The organism is Streptomyces sp. NPDC046122 (assembly GCF_056429965.1).
The window spans coordinates 99,239-118,722 of record NZ_JBWKLQ010000005.1; the positions used below are offsets into that span (position 1 = coordinate 99,239).

The 19,484-nt window shown below is 72.1% G+C and carries 17 protein-coding genes; 10 read left to right on the plus strand and 7 right to left on the minus strand.

The genetic code is table 11. The annotated features are described in order from the left end of the window. Nucleotide 1: 1 nt before the first annotated feature. Nucleotides 2–904 carry a UTP--glucose-1-phosphate uridylyltransferase GalU gene (galU, locus tag AC07FK_RS16355; protein ID WP_479105552.1) on the minus strand — a complete coding sequence of 301 codons (903 nt, stop codon included), beginning with the start codon at nt 902–904 and terminating at the stop codon, nt 2–4. A gap of 86 nt (nt 905–990) precedes the next feature. Here galU and AC07FK_RS16360 point away from each other — a divergent pair, with 86 nt between their 5' ends. Then, a complete protein-coding gene (locus tag AC07FK_RS16360; RefSeq protein WP_479105553.1) occupies nt 991–1,581 on the plus strand; it encodes a 5-formyltetrahydrofolate cyclo-ligase in 591 nt (196 codons plus the stop codon). 22 nt (nt 1,582–1,603) lie between these two features. On the opposite strand, the gene AC07FK_RS16365 is transcribed toward AC07FK_RS16360, so the two are convergent. Continuing rightward, nucleotides 1,604–4,450 (minus strand): penicillin acylase family protein, encoded by a 2,847-nt coding sequence (locus tag AC07FK_RS16365; RefSeq protein WP_479105554.1) that lies wholly within the window; start codon nt 4,448–4,450, stop codon nt 1,604–1,606. A 212-nt stretch (nt 4,451–4,662) separates the two neighbouring features. Between AC07FK_RS16365 and AC07FK_RS16370 the strand changes: the two genes are divergently transcribed. From AC07FK_RS16370 to mscL, 6 genes are all read left to right on the plus strand, one after another. Further along, entirely contained in the window at nt 4,663–6,168 is a 1,506-nt protein-coding gene (locus AC07FK_RS16370; RefSeq protein WP_479105851.1) for a potassium/proton antiporter, read from the plus strand. Between the two features lie 262 nt (nt 6,169–6,430). Next, complete coding sequence (locus AC07FK_RS16375; protein WP_479105555.1) at nt 6,431–7,696, plus strand: MFS transporter; 1,266 nt, start codon at nt 6,431–6,433, stop codon at nt 7,694–7,696. 66 nt (nt 7,697–7,762) lie between these two features. Further along, nucleotides 7,763–8,107, plus strand: coding sequence for an FmdB family zinc ribbon protein (locus AC07FK_RS16380; RefSeq protein ID WP_479105556.1), 345 nt, complete (start codon nt 7,763–7,765; stop codon nt 8,105–8,107). Nucleotides 8,108–8,187: 80 nt separating this feature from the next. Continuing rightward, entirely contained in the window at nt 8,188–9,039 is an 852-nt protein-coding gene (locus AC07FK_RS16385; protein WP_479105557.1) for an S-methyl-5'-thioadenosine phosphorylase, read from the plus strand. A 152-nt stretch (nt 9,040–9,191) separates the two neighbouring features. Continuing rightward, nucleotides 9,192–9,764, plus strand: a complete 573-nt coding sequence (locus AC07FK_RS16390; protein WP_479105558.1) for a hypothetical protein — start codon at nt 9,192–9,194, stop codon at nt 9,762–9,764. 153 nt (nt 9,765–9,917) lie between these two features. Beyond that, nucleotides 9,918–10,394 (plus strand): large conductance mechanosensitive channel protein MscL, encoded by a 477-nt coding sequence (gene mscL, locus AC07FK_RS16395; RefSeq protein WP_479105559.1) that lies wholly within the window; start codon nt 9,918–9,920, stop codon nt 10,392–10,394. A gap of 10 nt (nt 10,395–10,404) precedes the next feature. On the opposite strand, the gene AC07FK_RS16400 is transcribed toward mscL, so the two are convergent. Beyond that, a complete protein-coding gene (locus AC07FK_RS16400) occupies nt 10,405–10,629 on the minus strand; it encodes a hypothetical protein (RefSeq protein WP_479105560.1) in 225 nt (74 codons plus the stop codon). A gap of 83 nt (nt 10,630–10,712) precedes the next feature. Here AC07FK_RS16400 and AC07FK_RS16405 point away from each other — a divergent pair, with 83 nt between their 5' ends. Further along, nucleotides 10,713–11,810, plus strand: a complete 1,098-nt coding sequence (locus AC07FK_RS16405) for a P1 family peptidase (RefSeq protein ID WP_479105561.1) — start codon at nt 10,713–10,715, stop codon at nt 11,808–11,810. Between the two features lie 144 nt (nt 11,811–11,954). Further along, the gene (locus AC07FK_RS16410; RefSeq protein WP_479105562.1) at nt 11,955–12,731 is read left to right on the plus strand and encodes a DUF6227 family protein; all 777 of its coding nucleotides are present in this window, start codon (nt 11,955–11,957) and stop codon (nt 12,729–12,731) included. Nucleotides 12,732–12,794: 63 nt separating this feature from the next. Here the strand turns inward: AC07FK_RS16410 and AC07FK_RS16415 are convergent, their stop codons facing one another. From AC07FK_RS16415 to AC07FK_RS16430, 4 genes are all read right to left on the minus strand, one after another. Continuing rightward, a complete protein-coding gene (locus tag AC07FK_RS16415; RefSeq protein WP_479105563.1) occupies nt 12,795–14,900 on the minus strand; it encodes a PTS fructose transporter subunit IIABC in 2,106 nt (701 codons plus the stop codon). Further along, nucleotides 14,897–15,865: a 1-phosphofructokinase gene (gene pfkB / locus AC07FK_RS16420; protein WP_479105564.1), complete on the minus strand. Its 969-nt coding sequence runs from the start codon at nt 15,863–15,865 to the stop codon at nt 14,897–14,899. Before pfkB ends, AC07FK_RS16415 begins: the two co-directional genes overlap by 4 nt. Nucleotides 15,866–15,872: 7 nt before the next feature. Then, entirely contained in the window at nt 15,873–16,634 is a 762-nt protein-coding gene (locus AC07FK_RS16425; RefSeq protein ID WP_479105565.1) for a DeoR/GlpR family DNA-binding transcription regulator, read from the minus strand. Between the two features lie 132 nt (nt 16,635–16,766). Beyond that, nucleotides 16,767–18,251 (minus strand): MFS transporter, encoded by a 1,485-nt coding sequence (locus tag AC07FK_RS16430; protein ID WP_479105566.1) that lies wholly within the window; start codon nt 18,249–18,251, stop codon nt 16,767–16,769. A 61-nt stretch (nt 18,252–18,312) separates the two neighbouring features. Here AC07FK_RS16430 and AC07FK_RS16435 point away from each other — a divergent pair, with 61 nt between their 5' ends. Then, on the plus strand, nt 18,313–19,410 hold the full coding sequence (locus AC07FK_RS16435) for a helix-turn-helix transcriptional regulator (protein ID WP_479105567.1): 1,098 nt from the start codon (nt 18,313–18,315) through the stop codon (nt 19,408–19,410). Nucleotides 19,411–19,484: the final 74 nt, after the last annotated feature.

Genomic DNA, 19,484 nt, shown 5'->3' on the forward strand with positions numbered 1-19,484 from the left:
CCTACATCTCCTCGGTCACGTAACTGCGAAGCCAGGTCCGGAACTCCGGCCCCAGGTCCTCACGTTCGCATGCGAGTCTCACAATGGCACGCAGATAGTCGCCCCGGTCGCCGGTGTCATAGCGGCGGCCCTTGAAGACGACGCCGTGCACGGGGCCCCCGGCCTTCTCGTCCTCGGCCAGGTGCTGGAGCGCGTCGGTGAGCTGGATCTCGCCGCCGCGGCCCGGCTCGGTCTTGCGCAGTATGTCGAAAACGGCCGGATCCAGCACATAGCGGCCGATGATGGCGTAGTTGCTGGGAGCGTCGGCGGCGTCGGGCTTCTCGATCAGCCCGGTGACGCGTACGACGTCGCTCTCGGCGGTCGGCGCGACGGCCGCGGATCCGTACAGGTGGATCTGGGAGGGGTCGACCTCCATCAGCGCGACGACGCTTCCGCCGTACTGCCCCTGGATCTCGATCATCCGGGAGAGCAGCGGGTCGCGCGGGTCGATGAGGTCGTCGCCGAGGAGTACCGCGAAGGGCTGGTCGCCCACGTGCGGCGCGGCGCACAGCACGGCGTGGCCGAGGCCCTTGGGGTCACCCTGGCGGACGTAGTGCATGGTGGCGAGGTCGCTCGACTCCTGCACCCGGGCGAGACGTTCGGCGTCGCCCTTGCGGCCGAGGGCCGACTCCAGCTCGTAGTTGCGGTCGAAGTGGTCCTCGAGGGGCCGCTTGTTGCGGCCGGTGACCATGAGGACGTCGGAGAGCCCCGCGGTCACGGCCTCCTCGACCACGTACTGGATGGCCGGCTTGTCGACGACAGGCAGCATCTCTTTTGGAGTGGCCTTTGTCGCCGGCAGGAACCTGGTGCCGAGGCCGGCGGCAGGGATGACAGCCTTGCTGATCCCGGGGTGTGACTGAGTCATGGTCAGAACGATATCCGTTGCGTATGGGAGGAAGATGAGGCTCCGGGCAATATTTCTCATACGAGTCGTTTTGTGGAGCCACGGTGATGTGTGAAGAGCCTGACAAGGCGGAGTTGCGAAAAGAACTCCTCGGCATGAGATCCCGGTTGACCAGTAGTGACGTCGAAAAGGCCGGAATGGTTCTGGCCCACCGGGCACTGGAGCTGCCGGAGCTCGCGGAGGCCGGCACGGTCGCCGCGTACGTGTCGATCGGGAGCGAGCCCGGCACCCGGGCGCTGCTGGACGCGCTGCGCGCGCGGGGCGTGCGGGTGCTGCTTCCCGTCCTCCTGCCGGACAACGATCTGGACTGGGCGCGGTACGAGGGCGCGGAGCGTCTGGAGCGCGCCCGGCTGGGGCTGCTGGAACCGCGGGGCGCGCGGCTCGGCGTACGGGCCGTCCTGGAGGCGGACGCGGTGCTGCTGCCCGGCCTGGCCGTGGACGGGCGCGGAACGCGGCTCGGGCGCGGCGGCGGCTCGTACGACCGGGTGCTCGCCCGGCTGGAGGCGGCGGGCGCGCGGCCTCACCTGGTGGTGCTGCTGTACGACGCGGAGGTGGTCGCGCGGGTTCCGAGGGAACCGCACGACCACCCCGTGAGCGCCGTGGTGACGCCGGGCGGGGTCAGGCGCTTCACGGCCTGACACCCGCCGGGCGCCCGCGCCCCTACGGCCTGAGCACCAGCTTGTCGGTGGTGCTCTTCTCGACCGCCTCGTCGCTGAACGGCCAGTCGAACAGCTCGCCCCTCGCCCACATGTCGGTCTGGTCGGTGTAGTGCGAGCTGTACGCGTGACCCGACGCGCCGGTGAGGTTGATCCAGCGGGACTTGTCGAGGTCGTTGAGGTTCACGACCATCCGCATGGACGGCACCCAGATGACCTCGTAGCCGCCCGCCGCGTTCCATCCGGTGGCGTTGACCGCCGCCTCGCCGCCGCCCAGGTTCCAGGGGCCGCGGTTGAGCAGCGACTGGACGAGGCCGGGGCCGCTCGTGCCGAGCGTCTGGTTCTTCAGCTCCAGCTGGTGCAGGCGACCCCAGCTCCAGGAGTCGACGTCCTTGCCGAGCTTGGCCGTCAGCTCCCAGCGGGCGTCCTTCAGGGCGCGGCCGAGCAGCTCGTCACGGGTGTCGGTCGGCTTGTCCAGGCGGGTGCCCGGCGCCTGCCACCACTCGTTCTTCTCGTCCTTGAGCATCGTGCGGACGACCTCGTACCAGCGGTCGCCGCCGTCCGGCTGCGCGGAGTCCTTGGCGCGCTGCCCGCACTCGCGCACCCGCTTGTCCGGGTCGTCGACCGGGCCCGTGCTGTCGGCGGGGCGGACGGAGAGGCACTGCCCCTTGACCCGAAGCTCCTTGGGGAGCTTGTTGGCGAAGGCGAGCTTGAGGACGTTGCGCCAGACCGCGTTGAAGTACGCGGCGGCCGCCGAGTCGGGCTCCTGGGTGTAGTCCCAGCCTTCGAGCAGCTTCTGCGTCTCGCGGACGTTCGGGTCCGAGACGTCGATCTTGAGCAGGTGGGGCGTGAGCAGCTTGGCGATCTCGCTGCTGTTGTCCATCTGCATGGTGCGCATGTCGTCGGTGGAGATCCGGCCGCCGTCGGCGATCTTCGACTCGATGAGGTCGTTGATCCGCTGGCTGCGGGCGCCGTAGCCCCAGTCCTCGGTGAGGAGGTAGGGGTACTTCTCCTTGTCGATCACGGCCTGGTTGGCGGTGACGATGTAGCCGCGCTCGGGGTTGTACTCGTACGGCAGCTCGTCCTGCGGGATGAAGCCCTTCCAGCGGGAACGCGGGTCCCATCCGGCGGCGGGCAGGGTGCCGTCGTGGCCGGCGCCGCGGACCGGGATGCGGCCCGGGGCCTGGTAGCCGATGTTGCCGGCGGTGTCGGCGTAGATGAGGTTCTGCGACGGGACCTCGAAGTGGGCGGCGGCGGCGCGGAAGCTCTTGAAGTCCGTGGCGCGGTTCAGCTCGAACACGGCGTCCATGGACTTGCCGGGCATCAGCGCGGTCCACTTGAGGGAGATCCCGTAGCCGTCACCGCGGTCGGGGGCGGCGTTGTCGACCGGGGCCTTCTCGCCGACCTTGCCGAGTTCGCCACTGCGGTCGGAGAGCAGCGGGCCGTTGCCGGTGGAGCGGATGGTGATCTTCTTCGACCCGCCGCCGGCGACCTTGATGGTCTCCACCCGGGTCGTGAAGGGCTTGGTGGCGCCGTCGTAGAAGTAGCCGTCGTCGGAGACCTTCTCCAGGTAGAGGTCGGTGACGTCGGCGCCCAGGTTGGTGAAGCCCCAGGCGATGCTCTGGTTGTGGCCGATTATCACGCCGGGCATGCCGGAGAAGGTGTAGCCCGCCGCGTCGTACTTGCAGGTGGGGGACACCTTCCGGCAGTGCAGGCCCATCTGGTACCAGAGCGAGGGCAACTGCGGCGCGAGGTGCGGGTCGTTGGCGAGCAGCGGCTTCTTGGTCGTCGTGTAGCGGCCGGAGACGACCCAGGAGTTGGAGCCGATGCCGCTGCCGTTCGGGCCGAAGAGCGCGGGGATCTCGTCGAGGGCGTCGGAGATGCCGGACAGCTGGCTCTGGACGCCCTCGGCGGCCGTGCCCGCGCCGACTCCGGTGCCGGTGCCGGTGCCGGACGCGTTGCCGGTGCCCGACGCGTTGCCGGTGCCCGACGCGTTGCCGATTCCGGAGCCCGTTCCGGTGCCGGTGCCGGTGCCCGTGCCGTCGCCCGTGCCGTCGCCCGTGCCGGAGGCGCCGGTGGCCTTCGGGTCGTACTTCTTCGCCGTCTCGTCGACCGCGCCCTCCTCTACGACCGTCTTGTTCCGGTCGTACGGGTAGGCCGGGTACAGCTCCTTGATCTGCTTCGCGTTCAGCCTGCTCGTCATCAGCGAACGGTCGATCTCGTCCTGCATGTTGCCGCGCAGGTCCCAGGCCATGGCCTTGAGCCAGGCCACCGAGTCGACGGGCGTCCACTTCTCGGGCTTGTAGTCGTTCACGAAGCCGAGGGCGGCGTACTCGACGGAGATGTCCTTGCCCTCGCGCCCTTCGAGGTAGGCGTTGACGCCGGCGGCGTACGCCTGGAGGTTCTTCTTCGTCTCCGGCGACAGCTGGGTGTCGTACTCCTGTTGCGCGACGCGGCGCCAGCCGAGCGTGCGCAGGAATTCGTCGGTGTCGACCTGGTCCGCGCCGAACATCTCGGACAGCCGGCCCGACGTCATGTGACGGCGGACGTCCATCTCGTAGAAGCGGTCCTGCGCCTGGACGAAGCCCTGGGCGCGGAAGAGGTCTTCGTCGGTGTCCGCGTAGATCTGCGGGATGCCGAAGTCGTCACGCTTGACGTCCACGGGACCCGAGAGACCGTCGAGCTCGATCGACCCGGTGGTCTGCGGGAAGGAGGCGCGCACCGTGCTGATGCTCCAGAACGCGCCGTAGCCGACACCCGCGACAAGGGCCAACACCAGCACGATCACGATCAGGCGGGCGCGACGCCCCTTCTTCTTCTTGCCGGAAGAGGCGGTGGTGTTGGCGGGCATCGCTGTCCTTCGAGGGGCAGGGTGGTCCTTGGGTGCTGGAGCAACCATAGGCGCAGCGCTTCCGCGCCCCCGACGCGGTGCCGCCAACGGCGATCGTACGAAGGATATCCGCGCCGTATCGGCGTCAAGAAAACGTTAAAGATTAGGTAAGGTAACGAAGTACCGGCCGCCGGAGGAACGATCCGGCAGGCGTGCCCGGGAAGGAACGGCCGCTGACTGTCCACCAGCTCAACGAACTGCTGCTCATCTGCTCGCTCGTCCTGCTCATCGCCGTCGCGGCCGTCCGCATCTCGTCCCGCAGCGGGCTCCCCAGCCTGCTGCTGTACCTCGGGATCGGGATCGCCATAGGGCAGGACGGCTTCTTCGACGTCAAGTTCGACAACGCCGAACTGACGCAGGTGATCGGCTATGCCGCCCTCGTGGTGATCCTGGCCGAGGGCGGTCTCGGCACGAAGTGGAAGGAAGTCCGACCCGCGTTGCCCATGGCGGTCGTGCTGTCGACCGTCGGCGTCGCGGTCAGCGTGGGCGTCACGGCCGCGGGGGCGCACTACCTCGTCGGTCTCGACTGGCGCCAGTCCCTCATCATCGGCGCGGTCGTCTCGTCCACGGACGCCGCCGCGGTCTTCTCCGTCCTGCGCAAGGTGCCGCTTCCCTCCCGGATCACGGGCGTGCTGGAGGCGGAGTCGGGTTTCAACGACGCACCCGTCGTGATCCTGGTGGTCGCCTTCTCGACGGCCGGTCCGGTGGACGACTGGTACGTCCTGGTCGGCAAGATCGCCCTGGAACTGGCGATCGGCGCGAGCATCGGTCTCGCGATGGGCTGGCTCGGCGCCTACGCGCTGCGGCGTGTGGCGCTTCCCGCGTCCGGCCTGTACCCGATCGCCGTCATGGCCATCGCGGTGTCGGCGTACGCGGCGGGAGCCATCGCGCACGGCAGCGGGTTCCTCGCCGTCTATCTGGCCGCCGTGGTGCTCGGCAACTCCAAACTGCCGCACTGGCCGGCCACGCGCGGGTTCGCCGACGGGCTGGGCTGGATCGCGCAGATCGGGATGTTCGTCCTGCTCGGCCTGCTGGTGACGCCGCACGAGCTGCTGGCCGACTTCTGGTCCGCCGTGATGGTGGGGCTGGTGCTGACGATGGTGGCGCGGCCGCTGGAGGTGCTGGTCAGCCTGCTGCCGTTCCGCATCCCGTGGCAGGAGCAGGCCCTGATGTCCTGGGCGGGGCTGCGCGGCGCGGTGCCGATCATCCTGGCGACCATCCCGCTGGTGACGGACATCGAGGGCAGCGACCGGGTCTTCAACATCGTCTTCGTCCTCGTCGTCGTCTACACCCTCGTCCAGGGGCCGACCCTGCCCTGGCTGGCGAAGTGGCTGAAACTCGGCGAGGACCCCTCCGAGGCGGCGGACCTCGGCATCGAGTCCGCGCCCCTGGAGCGGCTGCGCGGGCATCTGCTGTCGGTGGCCGTCCCCGAGAAGTCGCGGATGCACGGCGTGGAGGTGGCCGAGCTGCGTCTGCCGCACGGCGCGGCGGTCACGCTGGTCGTGCGGGACGGGACCAGCTTCGTACCGCTGCCGACGACCGTGCTGCGGCGCGGCGACGAGCTGCTCGTGGTGACGACCGATCCGGTACGGGACGCCACCGAGCGGCGGCTGCGGGCGGTCGCGCTCGGCGGCAAGCTCGCGGGGTGGCTGGGCACGGGTGGCGGGAGCCGCCACTGATCGCCGTGAACACAGGCGGTGTGACGTAATCCGTACGCAATCACAGGTGCACCCCGAGCGATGACCTGTAACATGAAGGTCTACTGATCGACCAACTCTGCCTGACGCAGAGCTGGCGCGACCGTACGGCGGCCGGCCCCCTTCGCAGGGGGTGTCCTGGTATCTACCGCCGGTCCTGCGCAAGAGGACAGCTCTCGGCGGCTCCCGCACGCACACACCGCGTGCACGGGGAGCGTCACCAGGCGGCAGAAAGGCAAGGACCGTGTCCGACACGGTCACCACCACCCGCCCCGGCTACGGCCAGCTGCTCCGCACCCCTGGAGCCTGGACGTACCTGGTACCCGGGTTCCTGGCACGCCAGCCCTTCGCGATGCTGACCATCGGCATCGTGCTGCTGGTGCAGCACACCACCGGTTCGTACGGCAGCGCGGGCGCCGTCGCCGCCGTCACCGGCGTCTCCATGGCACTGTTCGCGCCCCAGAGCGGCAAACTGGCCGACCGTTTCGGCCAGAGCGCCGTACTCGTTCCGGGCGTTCTCGTGCACACCGCTTCCGTCGTCACCCTGACGGTGCTGGCGCTCTCCGGAGCGCCGCTGTGGGCGCTGTTCGCCGCGGCCGTTCCGACGGGTGCGTCCGTTCCGCAGATCGGTCCGATGGTGCGGGCCCGCTGGGCCGCCAAGCTGGAGGGTTCGCCCCTCATGTCGACCGCCGCGGCCTTCGAGTCCGTGACGGACGAGTTCACCTTCGTCGTGGGACCCGTTCTCGCGACCGCGCTGTGCACCGGTGTCCACCCGGCGGCCGGCCTGATCGCCGAGGCCGTGCTCACGCTGGTCGGCGGCCTGTTCTTCGCCGTGCAGCGCGGTACGCAGCCGCGGGCGGGCCGCCTGTCGCTGTCCGACGGACCGCGTGCCTCCGCGCTCTCCGTGCCCGGCGTACGGGTGCTCGCCGGTGCCTTCCTCGGCATCGGAGCGGTCTTCGGCGGAATGCAGGTCTCGCTGACCGCGTTCTCCGAGGAGATCGGCAGTCCGGGCGCGAACGGGCTGCTGTACGGAACGTTCGCCGCGGGCAACATGCTCGCCGGCATCGTGTGCGGCGCGATCGCGTGGAAGACGGGCCCCCGCCGCCGTCTGATCGCCGGGTACGCCGCGCTGACCCTGGCCACTTCCGGACTGTGGGCAGTGCACTCCGTGCCGCTGCTCGCCGGTCTGGGGCTGCTGGTCGGCCTGTGCATCGCGCCCGCGCTGATCACCGGCTACACCATGGTCGAGGCGCTGGTACCGGCCTCGGCCCGTACCGAGGCGTTCACCTGGCTGACCGGCGCGGTCGCGCTGGGCCAGGCGGCGGGCGTCACGGTCGCGGGACGGCTGGCCGACGCGAACGGCGCGAGCGCGGGATTCCTCGTGCCGCTGGCGGGCACCGCGCTCGCCCTGGCCACCCTGGTGGCGCTGCGTTCGCGGCTCGCACCGAAGGCCCCCGGACGGGTCGCCGCACGTGGCATGAGTCACCGAGTGCCTGTGACGGTGGACTGATCCAGCGGAATACGTCACTATGGATTGTCGTTAGCACTCATTGAGTGAGAGTGCCAGGAGGAGCAAGTGCCGACCTATCAGTACCAGTGCACCGAGTGCGGCGAAGGCCTCGAGGCGGTGCAGAAGTTCACCGATGACGCACTGACCGTGTGCCCCAGCTGTGAGGGACGCCTGAAGAAGGTGTTCTCCGCGGTCGGCATCGTCTTCAAGGGATCCGGTTTCTACCGGAACGACAGCCGCGGCTCCTCGTCGAGCAGCACGCCGGCCACGTCGTCCTCGAAGACGGCCGGAACGTCGTCCTCGGCGTCCTCTTCGTCGTCGTCGAGCGGCGACTCGAAGTCCGCCGCGTCGTCGAGCTCGTCGTCGTCTTCTTCGGCGTCTTCAGGTTCCAGCAGCTCCACGGCCGCCTAGGCCCCCGCCCTTCCCGGGTGACCCCGCCGTTTCCGACGGCGGGGTCCTCGGCGTTTCCCGCCCCGGCTACTGTGACCGCCATGGCGAACGCGAACACAGGGACCGACGCGGAGATCGGCGTGATCGGCGGCTCCGGCTTCTACTCCTTCCTGGAGGACGTGACCGAGGTCGAGGTCGACACCCCGTACGGGAGGCCCAGCGACTCGCTCTTCCTGGGCGAGATCGCGGGACGACGGGTGGCCTTCCTCCCCCGCCACGGGCGCGGCCACCACCTGCCGCCGCACCGCATCAACTACCGCGCCAACCTGTGGGCGCTGCGTTCCGTCGGCGCGCGCCAGGTGCTCGGGCCGTGCGCGGTGGGCGGGCTGCGGGTCGAGTACGGGCCCGGGACCCTGCTCGTGCCGGACCAGCTCGTGGACCGTACGAAGACGCGCGCGCAGACGTTCTACGACGGCGAGACGCCGGTGGACGGAAAGCTGCCGAACGTCGTGCACGTGGCCTTCGCCGACCCGTACTGCCCCGAGGGGCGCCGGGCCGCGCTGGCCGCGGCGCGCGGGCGCGCGTGGGAGCCGGTGGACGGCGGGACGCTGGTCGTCGTGGAGGGCCCGCGGTTCTCGACGCGGGCCGAGTCGCGGTGGCACGCGGCCGCGGGCTGGTCGGTGGTCGGCATGACCGGGCATCCGGAGGCGATTCTCGCGCGGGAACTGGGGCTCTGCTACACGTCGCTGGCGCTGGTCACCGACCTGGACGCCGGGGCGGAGGCGGGCGAGGGCGTCTCCCACGAGGAGGTGCTGCGCGTGTTCGCGGCGAACGTGGGCCGGCTGCGCGAGGTGCTCTTCGACGCGGTGGCGGAGCTGCCGGAGAACGGGACGCGCGACTGCCTGTGCTCGCACGCGCTGGACGGCCTGGACACGGGGATCGCGCTGCCGTAGCCCGTGGGGGCGCCGCGACGGGGGTGGGTGACCGAGTTGTCCACAGTGCGCGGGTTGCCCACAGGGCCCGGCGGGATGCAGGCCGGCCGGGGATCGTGAGGAGCGTCCGGACGGGACTCCCGTCGACATCCTCGTGCCAGGCGGTGGTCGCCGTGTCCCTCTACCCCTACGTCCCCGCTCCCCCGGCGCCCGACGCCGGGCCGGGTCCCTACGGTGTGCCCGACTTCGCGCCGCTGCGGGTGCGCGGCGGCAGGCACCGGCTCCGGCGTGCGGTACGCCGCAGGAGGCGGGCGATGGCGGCCGGGCTCGCGATGACCGCCGCCGCGCTGGCAGCCTCGGGGGCGCGCGACGCGGGGCGCACGGGCGGGGCGGCACAGGCGCGGGAGCAGGCCGACGAAGTGCGGGCGCCGCGGCGGGAGCGCCCGGCGGTGGAGATGGTGTCCGCTCCGGTGCGCATCGCGGACGCGGAGACCGTACGCCTGCTGCGCCGGGGCGACCGGGTCGACGTGATCGCCGCGGCGGCCGGCCCGACGATGCCGGGCGGGCAGGCTCCGGACGCCCGCGTGGTGGCCGCCGGTGCGCGGGTGGCCGACGTGCCGAAAGCGGGCGGGGGCCCGGGGGGCGAGGGCGGCGGGGCGCTGGTGGTGCTGTCCGTGCCGCGCGCCACAGCCGCCGCGCTGGCCGGTGTGGGCGCGACCTCCCTCTTGGCGGTGACGCTGTGCTGACCCGGCCCGCGCGGGCGGCGGACGCGCCCGCTAGAACTGAGGAGCTGTCAGGTCACCGGTGCGGGAGCGGGGATTGGACAGGGCGGTCACCTGCTGCCGTAGGTTTCGGAACTGTTTGCTCCGCCCCCGGTACATGCGAGAAGAGGCTCATCCGTGAGCGAGGAGAAGAAGCAGAGCGTTCTGGCGGGCTTCAAGGCCTTCCTGATGCGCGGCAATGTGATCGACCTGGCTGTCGCGGTGGTCATCGGCGCGGCGTTCACCAACGTCGTGAACTCGATCGTGAAGGGCGTGATCAACCCGCTGGTCGGCGCGTTCGGCACGCAGGATCTGGAGAAGTACAGCTCCTGCCTGAAGCAGCCGTGCAAGCCCGACGGGAACGGCGTGATGCAGGGCATCCCCATCAACTGGGGGCTGGTCCTCAGCGCGGTCCTCAGTTTCCTGATCACCGCCGCGGTCGTCTACTTCCTCATGGTGCTGCCCATGGCCAAGTACCTGGCACGGCGGGCCGCCCGGGACAAGGCGAAGGACGCCACCGTGGAGATCATGGAGGTCACCGAGATCGAGCTGCTGAAGGAGATCAGGGACGCCCTGGTCGCGCAGCGCGGCTCGGGCCACGACAAGACGCCGTAGCCCGGGTCGCTCAGAGGTGGTGCGGCGGCTTCTCGTCCAGGAACCGGGCGAGGTCGGCCGCGCCGCCACCACTGCCGGGAGGCCGCTCGCCCCACCCCCGGTCCGTGTCGTCCGCCGATTGCTGGTCCAGCGGATCGCCGAAGTCCAGCGCCGGCTTCGGCCGCGGCGTGCTCTCGGCCTTCTGTCCGGACGTCGGCTCCGGGTCTCGCGGTCCGTGGGCGGGGGCGGTGCTCATACCTCCAGCGTACGGCGGAATGCCGGTCCTGTGCGCCCGGCCGCCTCTGGGCCCCGGCGGATCCGGCGTGATACGCAGACCTGATGGGAGACCAGATCGTGGGAGACCGGACGAGGGCCGACGCCCTGACCGATGTGGCCGGACTGCGGGTGGGTCACGCGCGGGTGCCGGGTGAGCGGGCGCTCAGCGGCACCACCGTCGTACTGGCGCCGGAGGGCGGGGCGGTGGCCGCCGTGGACGTCCGGGGCGGCGGGCCGGGCACCCGGGAGACCGACGCCCTCGACCCCCGCAATCTGGTGCAGCGCGTCGACGCGATCGTGCTGACGGGCGGCAGCGCGTACGGTCTCGACGCCGCGTCCGGCGTGATGGCCTGGCTGGAGGAGCGGGGCCGGGGATTCCGGGTCGGGCCCGACCCGGCGCAAGTGGTGCCGGTCGTTCCGGCCGCCTGCCTCTTCGACCTGGGGCGCGGCGGCGACTGGCGGGCCAGGCCGGACGCCGCGACGGGGCGGGCCGCCGTGGAGGACGCCGCCCGTACCGGCGTCGGGGCGTCCGTGGCGCAGGGCGGGGTGGGCGCGGGCACAGGGGCGGTGGCGGGGGACCTGAAGGCGGGCGTCGGCACGGCCTCCGTCGTACTCGACTCGGGAGTGACCGTGGGGGCGCTCGTGGTGGTCAACGCCGCCGGTTCGGTCGTCGATCCGCTGACGGGTGCCCTGTACGGGAGTTCCTTCCAGGGGCGGGTCGCCTATCCGCCGCGGGAGGTGCACGCGGCGGCGCGGCTGAGGCTGGCCGACGCGCGGGCGGCGACGCTGCGGCGCGCGGCGAGCTCCGCCCGTCCCCCGCTGAACACCACGCTGGCCGTCGTCGCCACCGACGCCGCGCTGACGCGCGCCCAGGCGCAGAAGCTTGCCGGGACGGCGCACGACGGGCTCGCGCGGGCCGTGCGCCCCGTGCATCTGCTCAGCGACGGGGACACCGTCTTCGCCCTTTCCACCGGGGCGAGGACGCCGGCGGGTGGCTCGGCGGAGCCGGCGTTCGCGGTGCACGCGGAGGCCGCTGCCCTCAACGAGGTGCTGGCGGCGGGGGCCGACACGCTGACGCGGGCGGTGGTGAAAGCGGTGCTGGCGGCGGAAGGAGTCGACGGGGCGGGCGGTGTTTACCCGGCGTACCGGGACCTCTACTGACGTACCGCCGCGGGGAGTTGACCACCGGGCGCGGGAACCTCGGGTGCGCCCCCTTCGTTTTGCTCAACCCCGGCGACGTTGTCAGACCCAGGGGCTACGTTGAGCACTCGGCAAGTAACAAGCGGCGACGGCCTGGAGAGACCCTTGAGCGATCCGTACGAGACAACCGAGGAGCACCTCGAGCGACTCCTGGGGCGCGCACTCAACTCGTTCGACCTGCCCGACGCCGCTGTGGAGCGGCTCGAGACCGCGCTGGCGCACAGCACGTCGCTGCACTCCTCGCACCACAGCGCGGGGCTGCACCGCGAGACGTTCAAGCACGCCTTCCTGCTGTCCGACGGCAGTTCACTCGTCCTGTGGGAGCTGACGCACAACGCGGGCCGCGACGGCACCACACAGCACGAGCTCTACACCGACGCCGCCGAGGCCCGGCTGGCGGCGTCCCGGCTGGCGCGCCCGGGCGGCGGTGCGCCCGGTTCGGCCGGGGCCGACGCGGACGGGCGCGATCCGCAGGGCGGTGACGCGGGGCTCGACGCCGACCTGGAGATCCTCGCCGCGCTCATGGCCGCGCGGCCGGCCGCCGCCCCACGCATCTTCGTCCCGGACAACTCGGCGGATCACGCGCGCCGGGTCCTGCGCCGGGCCGAGAACACGGACCGGCCGGGGCCGGACGCCGGGCTCCGGCTGGCCACGGCCGTCGCCCACCAGATCACCCAGGCGTTCGGCCGCCAGTGCGGCCCGGAGGGCCGGGACGCCGGCTTCACGCTGTACGAGCACGCGTTCCTGCTGCGGGACGGCTGCGAGGTCAGCCTCTGGGAGGTCGAGCACACGGCCACGCCGGACGGCCGCCACATGTGCGAGGTGTACGCGACGGAGCGGGCGGCCCGGGAGGCGATGGAGCTCCGGGCGCGCGTCCGGTGAGCCGCGCGGCGGGGTGCGGGGTGCGGTGCCGCGCGGCGTCGGTTCGGGCGCCGGGCTGCGGGGTCAGGCCGCCGGGGTCAGCTCGGTGCTGGTCTCGCGTCGCGGCGCCGGCTTGCGCAGGCCCTTGAGGAGTACGACCAGGGTCGTGCTGACCGCCGTACCGGCGACGACCGCCACCAGGTAGAGGAACGGGTTGCCGATCAGCGGCACCACGAAGATGCCGCCGTGCGGGGCGCGCAGGGTGCACTCGAAGGCCATCGACAGGGCGCCCGTCACCGCCCCGCCGGCCATCGCGGACGGGATCACGCGCAGCGGGTCCGCCGCCGCGAACGGAATCGCGCCCTCGGTGATGAACGAGGCGCCCAGCACCCAGGCCGCCTTGCCGTTCTCGCGCTCCGTCCTGGTGAAGACCCTGCTCCGTACGGTCGTCGCCAGGGCCATCGCGAGCGGCGGGACCATACCGGCCGCCATGACGGCGGCCATGACCTTCAGACTGCCCTCGTTGGGGTCGGCCAGACCGCCGACGGCGAAGGCGTACGCCACCTTGTTGAGCGGGCCGCCCAGGTCGAACGCCATCATCAGGCCGAGGACCACGCCGAGAATGACCGCGTTGGCGCCGGAGAGGCCGGACAGCCAGTCGGTGAGCGCGCTCTGCAGCTTCGCGAGCGGCTCGCCGATCACCAGGAACATCAGGAAGCCGACCGCGATCGAGGAGATCAGCGGGATCGCCACGACCGGCATGATGCCGCGCAGAGCGGTCGGGACCCGGACCTTCTGGATCGCCGTCACCACCGCGCCCGCGACCAGGCCGGCGACCAGGCCGCCGAGGAAGCCCGCGTTGACGGCCACCGCGATCGCGCCGCCCACGAAGCCGGGGACGAGTCCTGGCCTGTCGGCCATGCCGTACGCGATGTAACCGGCCAGGACGGGGACCAGGAAACCGAAGGCGAGGCCGCCGATCTGGAACATCAGGGCGGCCCAGCTGCTGGTGTCCGTCCAGGCGAAGTGCTCCGCGACGGAGGGGGCCTTGTTGATCCCGTAGCCGCCGATGGCGAAGCCCAGGGCGATGAGGAGGCCGCCCGCGGCCACGAACGGGACCATGTAACTCACGCCGGACATCAGCCATGTGCGGAGCTTGGTGGCGTAGCCCTCGCCGGGCTCGCCCTTCTCGTCGAGCGGTGCGGTCCGCGCGGGTTCGGTCGTCTCACCGCGTTCCGCCTTGGCTCGCGCTTCGGCTATGAGCTCGGCCGGTCGGTTGACGGCCGCCTTCACGCCCACGTCGACCGTCGGCTTGCCCGCGAAGCGCTCCTTGTCGCGTACGGGGACGTCGTGCGCGAAGATCACGGCGTCGGCGGCGGCGATCACGGCGGGGTCGAGGCGGGTGAAGCTTGCCGAGCCCTGGGTTTCCACGGCCAGGTCGGTGGTGCCGGCTGCCGCTCGTTCCAGGGCCTCGGCTGCCATGTAGGTGTGGGCGATGCCGGTGGGGCAGGACGTCACGGCGACGATCCTGAACGGTGCGGCGGCGGGTTCGGCGGTGGATTCCGTCGTGCGGCGGTCCGTCGCGGCCGGGGAGGCGGGGGCTTCGGGGGCGGGGCCGCGCCCGGGCGTCTCCTCGGGCGCCGAACCTTCCGGCACCGCTGCGGTCGATAGCCGGTGGTTGCGTTCGACGCCCTGCGGGGAGTGCCCCGGCACGTCCCCTCCCGGCGGCGCGGCGGGTTCGGCCGGGGAGTCCTCGCCGCTGATGAGGGCGGCTGCCGATGCCGGGGTGCCGGCGGATCGCAGGGCGGCGGTGAAGTCGGGGTCCATCAGGTGGCGGGCCAGGGACGAGAGGATCGTCAGGTGCGCGTCGTCGGCGCCGGCCGGGGCCGCGATGAGGAAGATCAGGTCGGCCGGGCCGTCCGGGGCGCCGAAGTCGATGCCCCGCGCGCTGCGGCCGAAGGCGAGCGTCGGCTCGGTGACGTGTGCGCTGCGGCAGTGCGGGATGCCGATGCCGCCGTCCAGGCCGGTCGGCATCTGCGCCTCGCGCGCGGCGACGTCGGCGAGGAAGCCGTCGAGGTCGGTCACGCGGCCGAGGGCCGCAATGCGCTCGGCGAGCGAACGCGCCGCCTCTTCCTTGGTGGGGGCGGCCAGGTCGAGGTCGACCAGGTCCGCGGTGATCATCTGGCTCATCGCGGGCTCCTTGAGGGGGTGGGGGGCGGCTCGGTCAGGGCGCGGGAGAGGGGGATGTCCTGGGTCACCGTGACGGCCGCGAGGTCCAGGTCGGCGGGGTGCGGCATGACGCTGCCGGGGAGCCGCACAGCGGCCGTGCCGTGGGCGACCGCCGCGGCCAGGGCGCGCGGTCCCTCGCCGCCCGCCGCCAGGAAACCGGCGAGGGAGGCGTCGCCCGCGCCCACGTTGCTGCGGACGGTGGTGGGTGTCGAGGCGGCGTAGTACGTGGCGCCTTCGGCGACCAGGAGCTGGCCGTCCGCTCCGAGGCTGGCGAGCACGGTGCGCGCGCCGGCGTCCCTGAGCGCGTGGGCCGCCTTCAGTACGTCGCCGAACGTGGCCAGGGGGCGGCCGACCGCCTCGGCCAGTTCCTCGGCGTTGGGCTTCACCACGTCGGGGCGCTCGCGGAGCGCCGCGAGGAGCGAGGCGCCCGAGGTGTCCAGGGCGACACGGGCGCCCGCCGCGTGGGCGCGGGCGACCAACTCGGCGTACCACGCGGGTCCGAGGCCCGGGGGGAGGCTGCCGCAGCAGGCGATCCAGAGGGCGTCGGCCGACCGGCCGTGCACCGCGGCCAGGAGTGACTCGGCTTCGGCCGCGGAGAGTTCGGGGCCCGGTGCGTTGATCTTGGTGAGCGTGCCGTCGGGCTCGACGACGGTGATGTTGGAGCGGGTGCGGCCGGTCACGGGGACGGGCGCGACGTCGATGCCCTGGGCCGTCAGGAGTTCGGACATCAGCGCGCCCGGGGCGCCGCCCAGCGGCATGACGGCGACGGTGCGGTGACCGGCCGCCGCGAGGGCGCGGGAGACGTTGACGCCCTTGCCGCCCGGGTCCATACGGTCGGCGGTGGCGCGCAGCACCTCGCCGCGCTCCAGGGCGGGGACTTCGTACGTCCGGTCCAGGCTGGGGTTCGGGGTGACGGTGAGGATCATGTGGTTCCTAGACGCACTGGACTTCGGTGCCGGCCGCTTCAATGGCGGCGGCGTCCCGCGGGCTCAGACCGGTGTCGGTGATGAGCAGGTCGATGTCGGTCAGGGCCCCGAAGCGGGCGAAGTGCTCCTGCCCGAGCTTGGCGGAGTCGGCCAGCAGCACCACCCGGCGGGCGGCCGCGATCGCGGCGCGCTTCACGGCGGCCTCGGCGAGGTCGGGGGTGGTGAGGCCGCTCGTGGTCGAGAAGCCGTTGGTGGCGAGGAAGGCGACATCGGCGCGGATCTCGGCGTACGCCCGCAGCGCCCACGCGTCGACGGCGGCGCGCGTGCGGTGGCGGACCCTGCCCCCGACGAGGTGCAGGTCGATGCCGGGGTGGTCGGCGAGGCGGGCGGCGACGGGCAGCGCGTGGGTGACGACGGTGAGCCCGCACTCCAGCGGCACGTTCGCCGTCAGGCGGGCGATCGTCGAGCCTGCGTCGAGGATGACGCTGCCGTCCTGGGGGAGTTCCGCCAGCGCCGCCAGCGCGATGCGGTCCTTCTCGCCGGAGGCGGTGGACTCGCGCTCGGCCAGGTCGGGCTCGAAGTCCAGGCTGCCCGCCGGGATCGCGCCGCCGTGCACCCGGCGCAGCAGGCCCGCGCGGTCGAGGGACTTGAGGTCGCGGCGGACGGTCTCGGCGGTGACCTGGAAGGTCTCCGCGAGGGAGAGCACGTCCACGCGCCCGCTCTCGCGTGCGAGGCGGAGGATCTCCTGCTGGCGCTCCGGTGCGTACATGTGGGATTACATCCGTCCGATGCCCGAGTTTGTGGTTTCAGGGCGAGATTACGGGCGGAAGTGGGGGATGTAAACATGTTCGGGCATGCGAACGGCGCCCGGGCGTCTGCCTGGGCGCCATTCGCGGGTCGGTCAGGGAGCGAGTGCGGGCTCCTTGGCCGCGACCGCCTCCGCCGGCTCCCCGGCGGTGGCCTTCGGGCGCGCCGGGAGCGCGAACATCAGGCAGAAGATCGCCACCAGCACCGCCGTCGTCCACCACAGCGCGTTCTGGAACGCGTCCACGAAGGCCGCGCCCACCTGGCCGGGCGCCAGACCGTCGCCGATCACGCCGAAGAAGACGACGGAGACGAGGCCGAGACCGAGCGCGTTGCCCATCTGCCCCATCGTGTTGATCAGGCCGGACGCCGAGCCCGCGTGCTCGCGCGGCACGTCGGACAGCACCGCGTCGGTCAGCGGCGCCACGATCAGGCCCATGCCGAGCCCCATCACGACGAGCGGCAGCGCCATCTGCCACGGCTGGATGGCCGTGCCGTAGCGGTCGGCCTCCCAGATGTAGAGCAGCAGACCGGCCACCATGGTCAGCGCGCCCGCCTGGAGGACCTTGCGGCCGAAGCGCGGGACGAGTTTCTGCACGGAGAGGCCCGCCGCCAGCGACACGGCGAGGGAGAACGGGATGCCCGTCGTACCGGCGCGCAGCGCGCTCCAGCCGAGGCCGGCCTGCATGTAGAGCGTCCAGACCAGGAAGAAGATGCCCAGGGCCACGCCGAAGGTCAGCTGTACCGCGATGCCCGCCGCGAAGCTCTTCACCTTGAACAGGGAGAGCTCGACGAGCGGTGAGCCGTCCTTGCGGGTCTTGTACCGCTCGTACGCGACGAACAGCGCGAAGACGGCCGGGCTGGCGATCATTGAGAGGTGGCCCCACAGCGGCCAGTCCAGCTCCTCGCCCCGGGTGAGCGGGTAGATCAGCATGAGGAGGCCGAGCGTGACGAGCGCCACGCCGACGAGGTCGAGGCGCAGGGCCTTGGGGGCCTTGGACTCGGAGATGTAGAGGATGCCGAGGATCAGGCCGGCGATGCCGACGGGCAGGTTGATGAGGAAGATCGGCCGCCATCCGAGGCCGAACAGGTCCCACTCGGTGAGCAGGGCGCCCAGGATCGGGCCCGACACGGCGCCGAGGCCGACGATCGCCCCGAAGAGGCCGAAGACCTTGCCGCGCTCGTGCGCCGGGAACGTGGCGTGCACGATGGACAGGACCTGGGGCACCATCAGAGCCGCCATCGCGCCCTGGAGGAGGCGGGACGCCACGAGGATGTCCGCGTCGCCGGCGAACCCGCAGAGCGCGGAGGCGAGCGTGAAGCCGCCGATGCCGATGAGGAAGAGCCGCTTGCGGCCGTAGATGTCTCCGAGCCGGCCGCCCGTGATCAGTCCGGCGGCGAACGCCAGGGCGTATCCCGCGGTGATCCACTGGATCGCGCCGAACGTGGCGCCCAGGTCCTGCTGGATGCTGGGGATCGCTATGTTCACGATCGTCACGTCCACCAGGTCCATGAACGCGGCGGTCATCACGATGGCGAGCGCGAACCACCGGCGGCGGTCGGGCGGGGGTGTGGAAGTCATGGAAGGAGACTAGAGGCCGTGTAGGACAGTTCATGTCCTAGACGGAGGGCATCCTGGGGCCATGACGACCGACACACCGGCCCGGCTGCTGCACCTCCTCTCGCTGCTCCAGACGCCCCGCGAATGGCCGGGCCGCGAGCTGTCCGAGCGTCTGCGCGTGAGCCGCCGGACCGTACGGCGCGACATCGACCGGCTGCGCGAGCTGGGCTATCCCGTCCAGGCCACGATGGGCGCGGACGGCGGCTACCGGCTCGTCGCCGGCAAGGCCATGCCGCCGCTGGTGCTGGACGACGAGGAGGCCGTCGCGATCGCCGTGGGGCTGCGGGCGGGGGCCGGCCACGCGGTGGAGGGCATCGAGGAGGCGTCCGTACGGGCGCTGGCGAAGCTGGAGCAGGTCCTGCCGTCCCGGCTGCGCCGGCAGGTCTCCACGCTCCAGGCCGCCACCATCCCTCTGACCAGCGGCGACGGCGCGACGATCGATCCGCACACGCTGACCGTGATGGCGGGGGCGGCGACCGGGCAGGAGCGGCTGCGGTTCCGCTACCGGTCGGGCGACGGGTCCGAGAGCAGGCGTCTGGTCGAGCCGCACCGGCTGGTCAGCACCGGGCGCCGCTGGTACCTCGTGGCGTACGACCTGGACCGGGACGCCTGGCGCACGTTCCGCGTCGACCGGGTCGGCGAACCGTTCGCCACGGGGGCGCGGTTCACGCCCCGGGGGCTGCCGAGCGGCAACGCCGCCGAGTTCATCCGGCAGTCCCTCCACCGGTTCCAGGAGCGCTACCGCGTGGTGGCGGCGTTCGACGCGCCGGTCGCCGCCGTCGCGGCCCGGCTGCCGGCGACGCTCGGCGCGCCCGAGCCGGTGGAGGGCGACGACGACCGCTGCCGGCTCGACGTCACCACGACCGACTCGGTGGAGTGGCTGGGGATCCGGCTGGCGATGGTGGGCTGCGAGTTCACGGTCTCCGAGCCGCCGGAGCTCGTCGAGTTCCTGGCCGGACTGGGGGGCCGGGCCAGCCGGGCGGCCGCCGACCGCGATCGGCAGGCAGGGGAAGCGGACCGCCGGCCGGGATCGGTAGGAACGGGAAGGCAGACCGCCGGCCGGGAGCCGGGGGCAGGGGAAACGGGAGCCGCACAGCGGAAGCGCACCGCCGACCGGTAGCCGCAGGCAGGGACAACGGGATCGGTGGGCAGGGGGAGCCCCGGCGCCGGGGGGGATGGCGCCGGGGCTCGTCG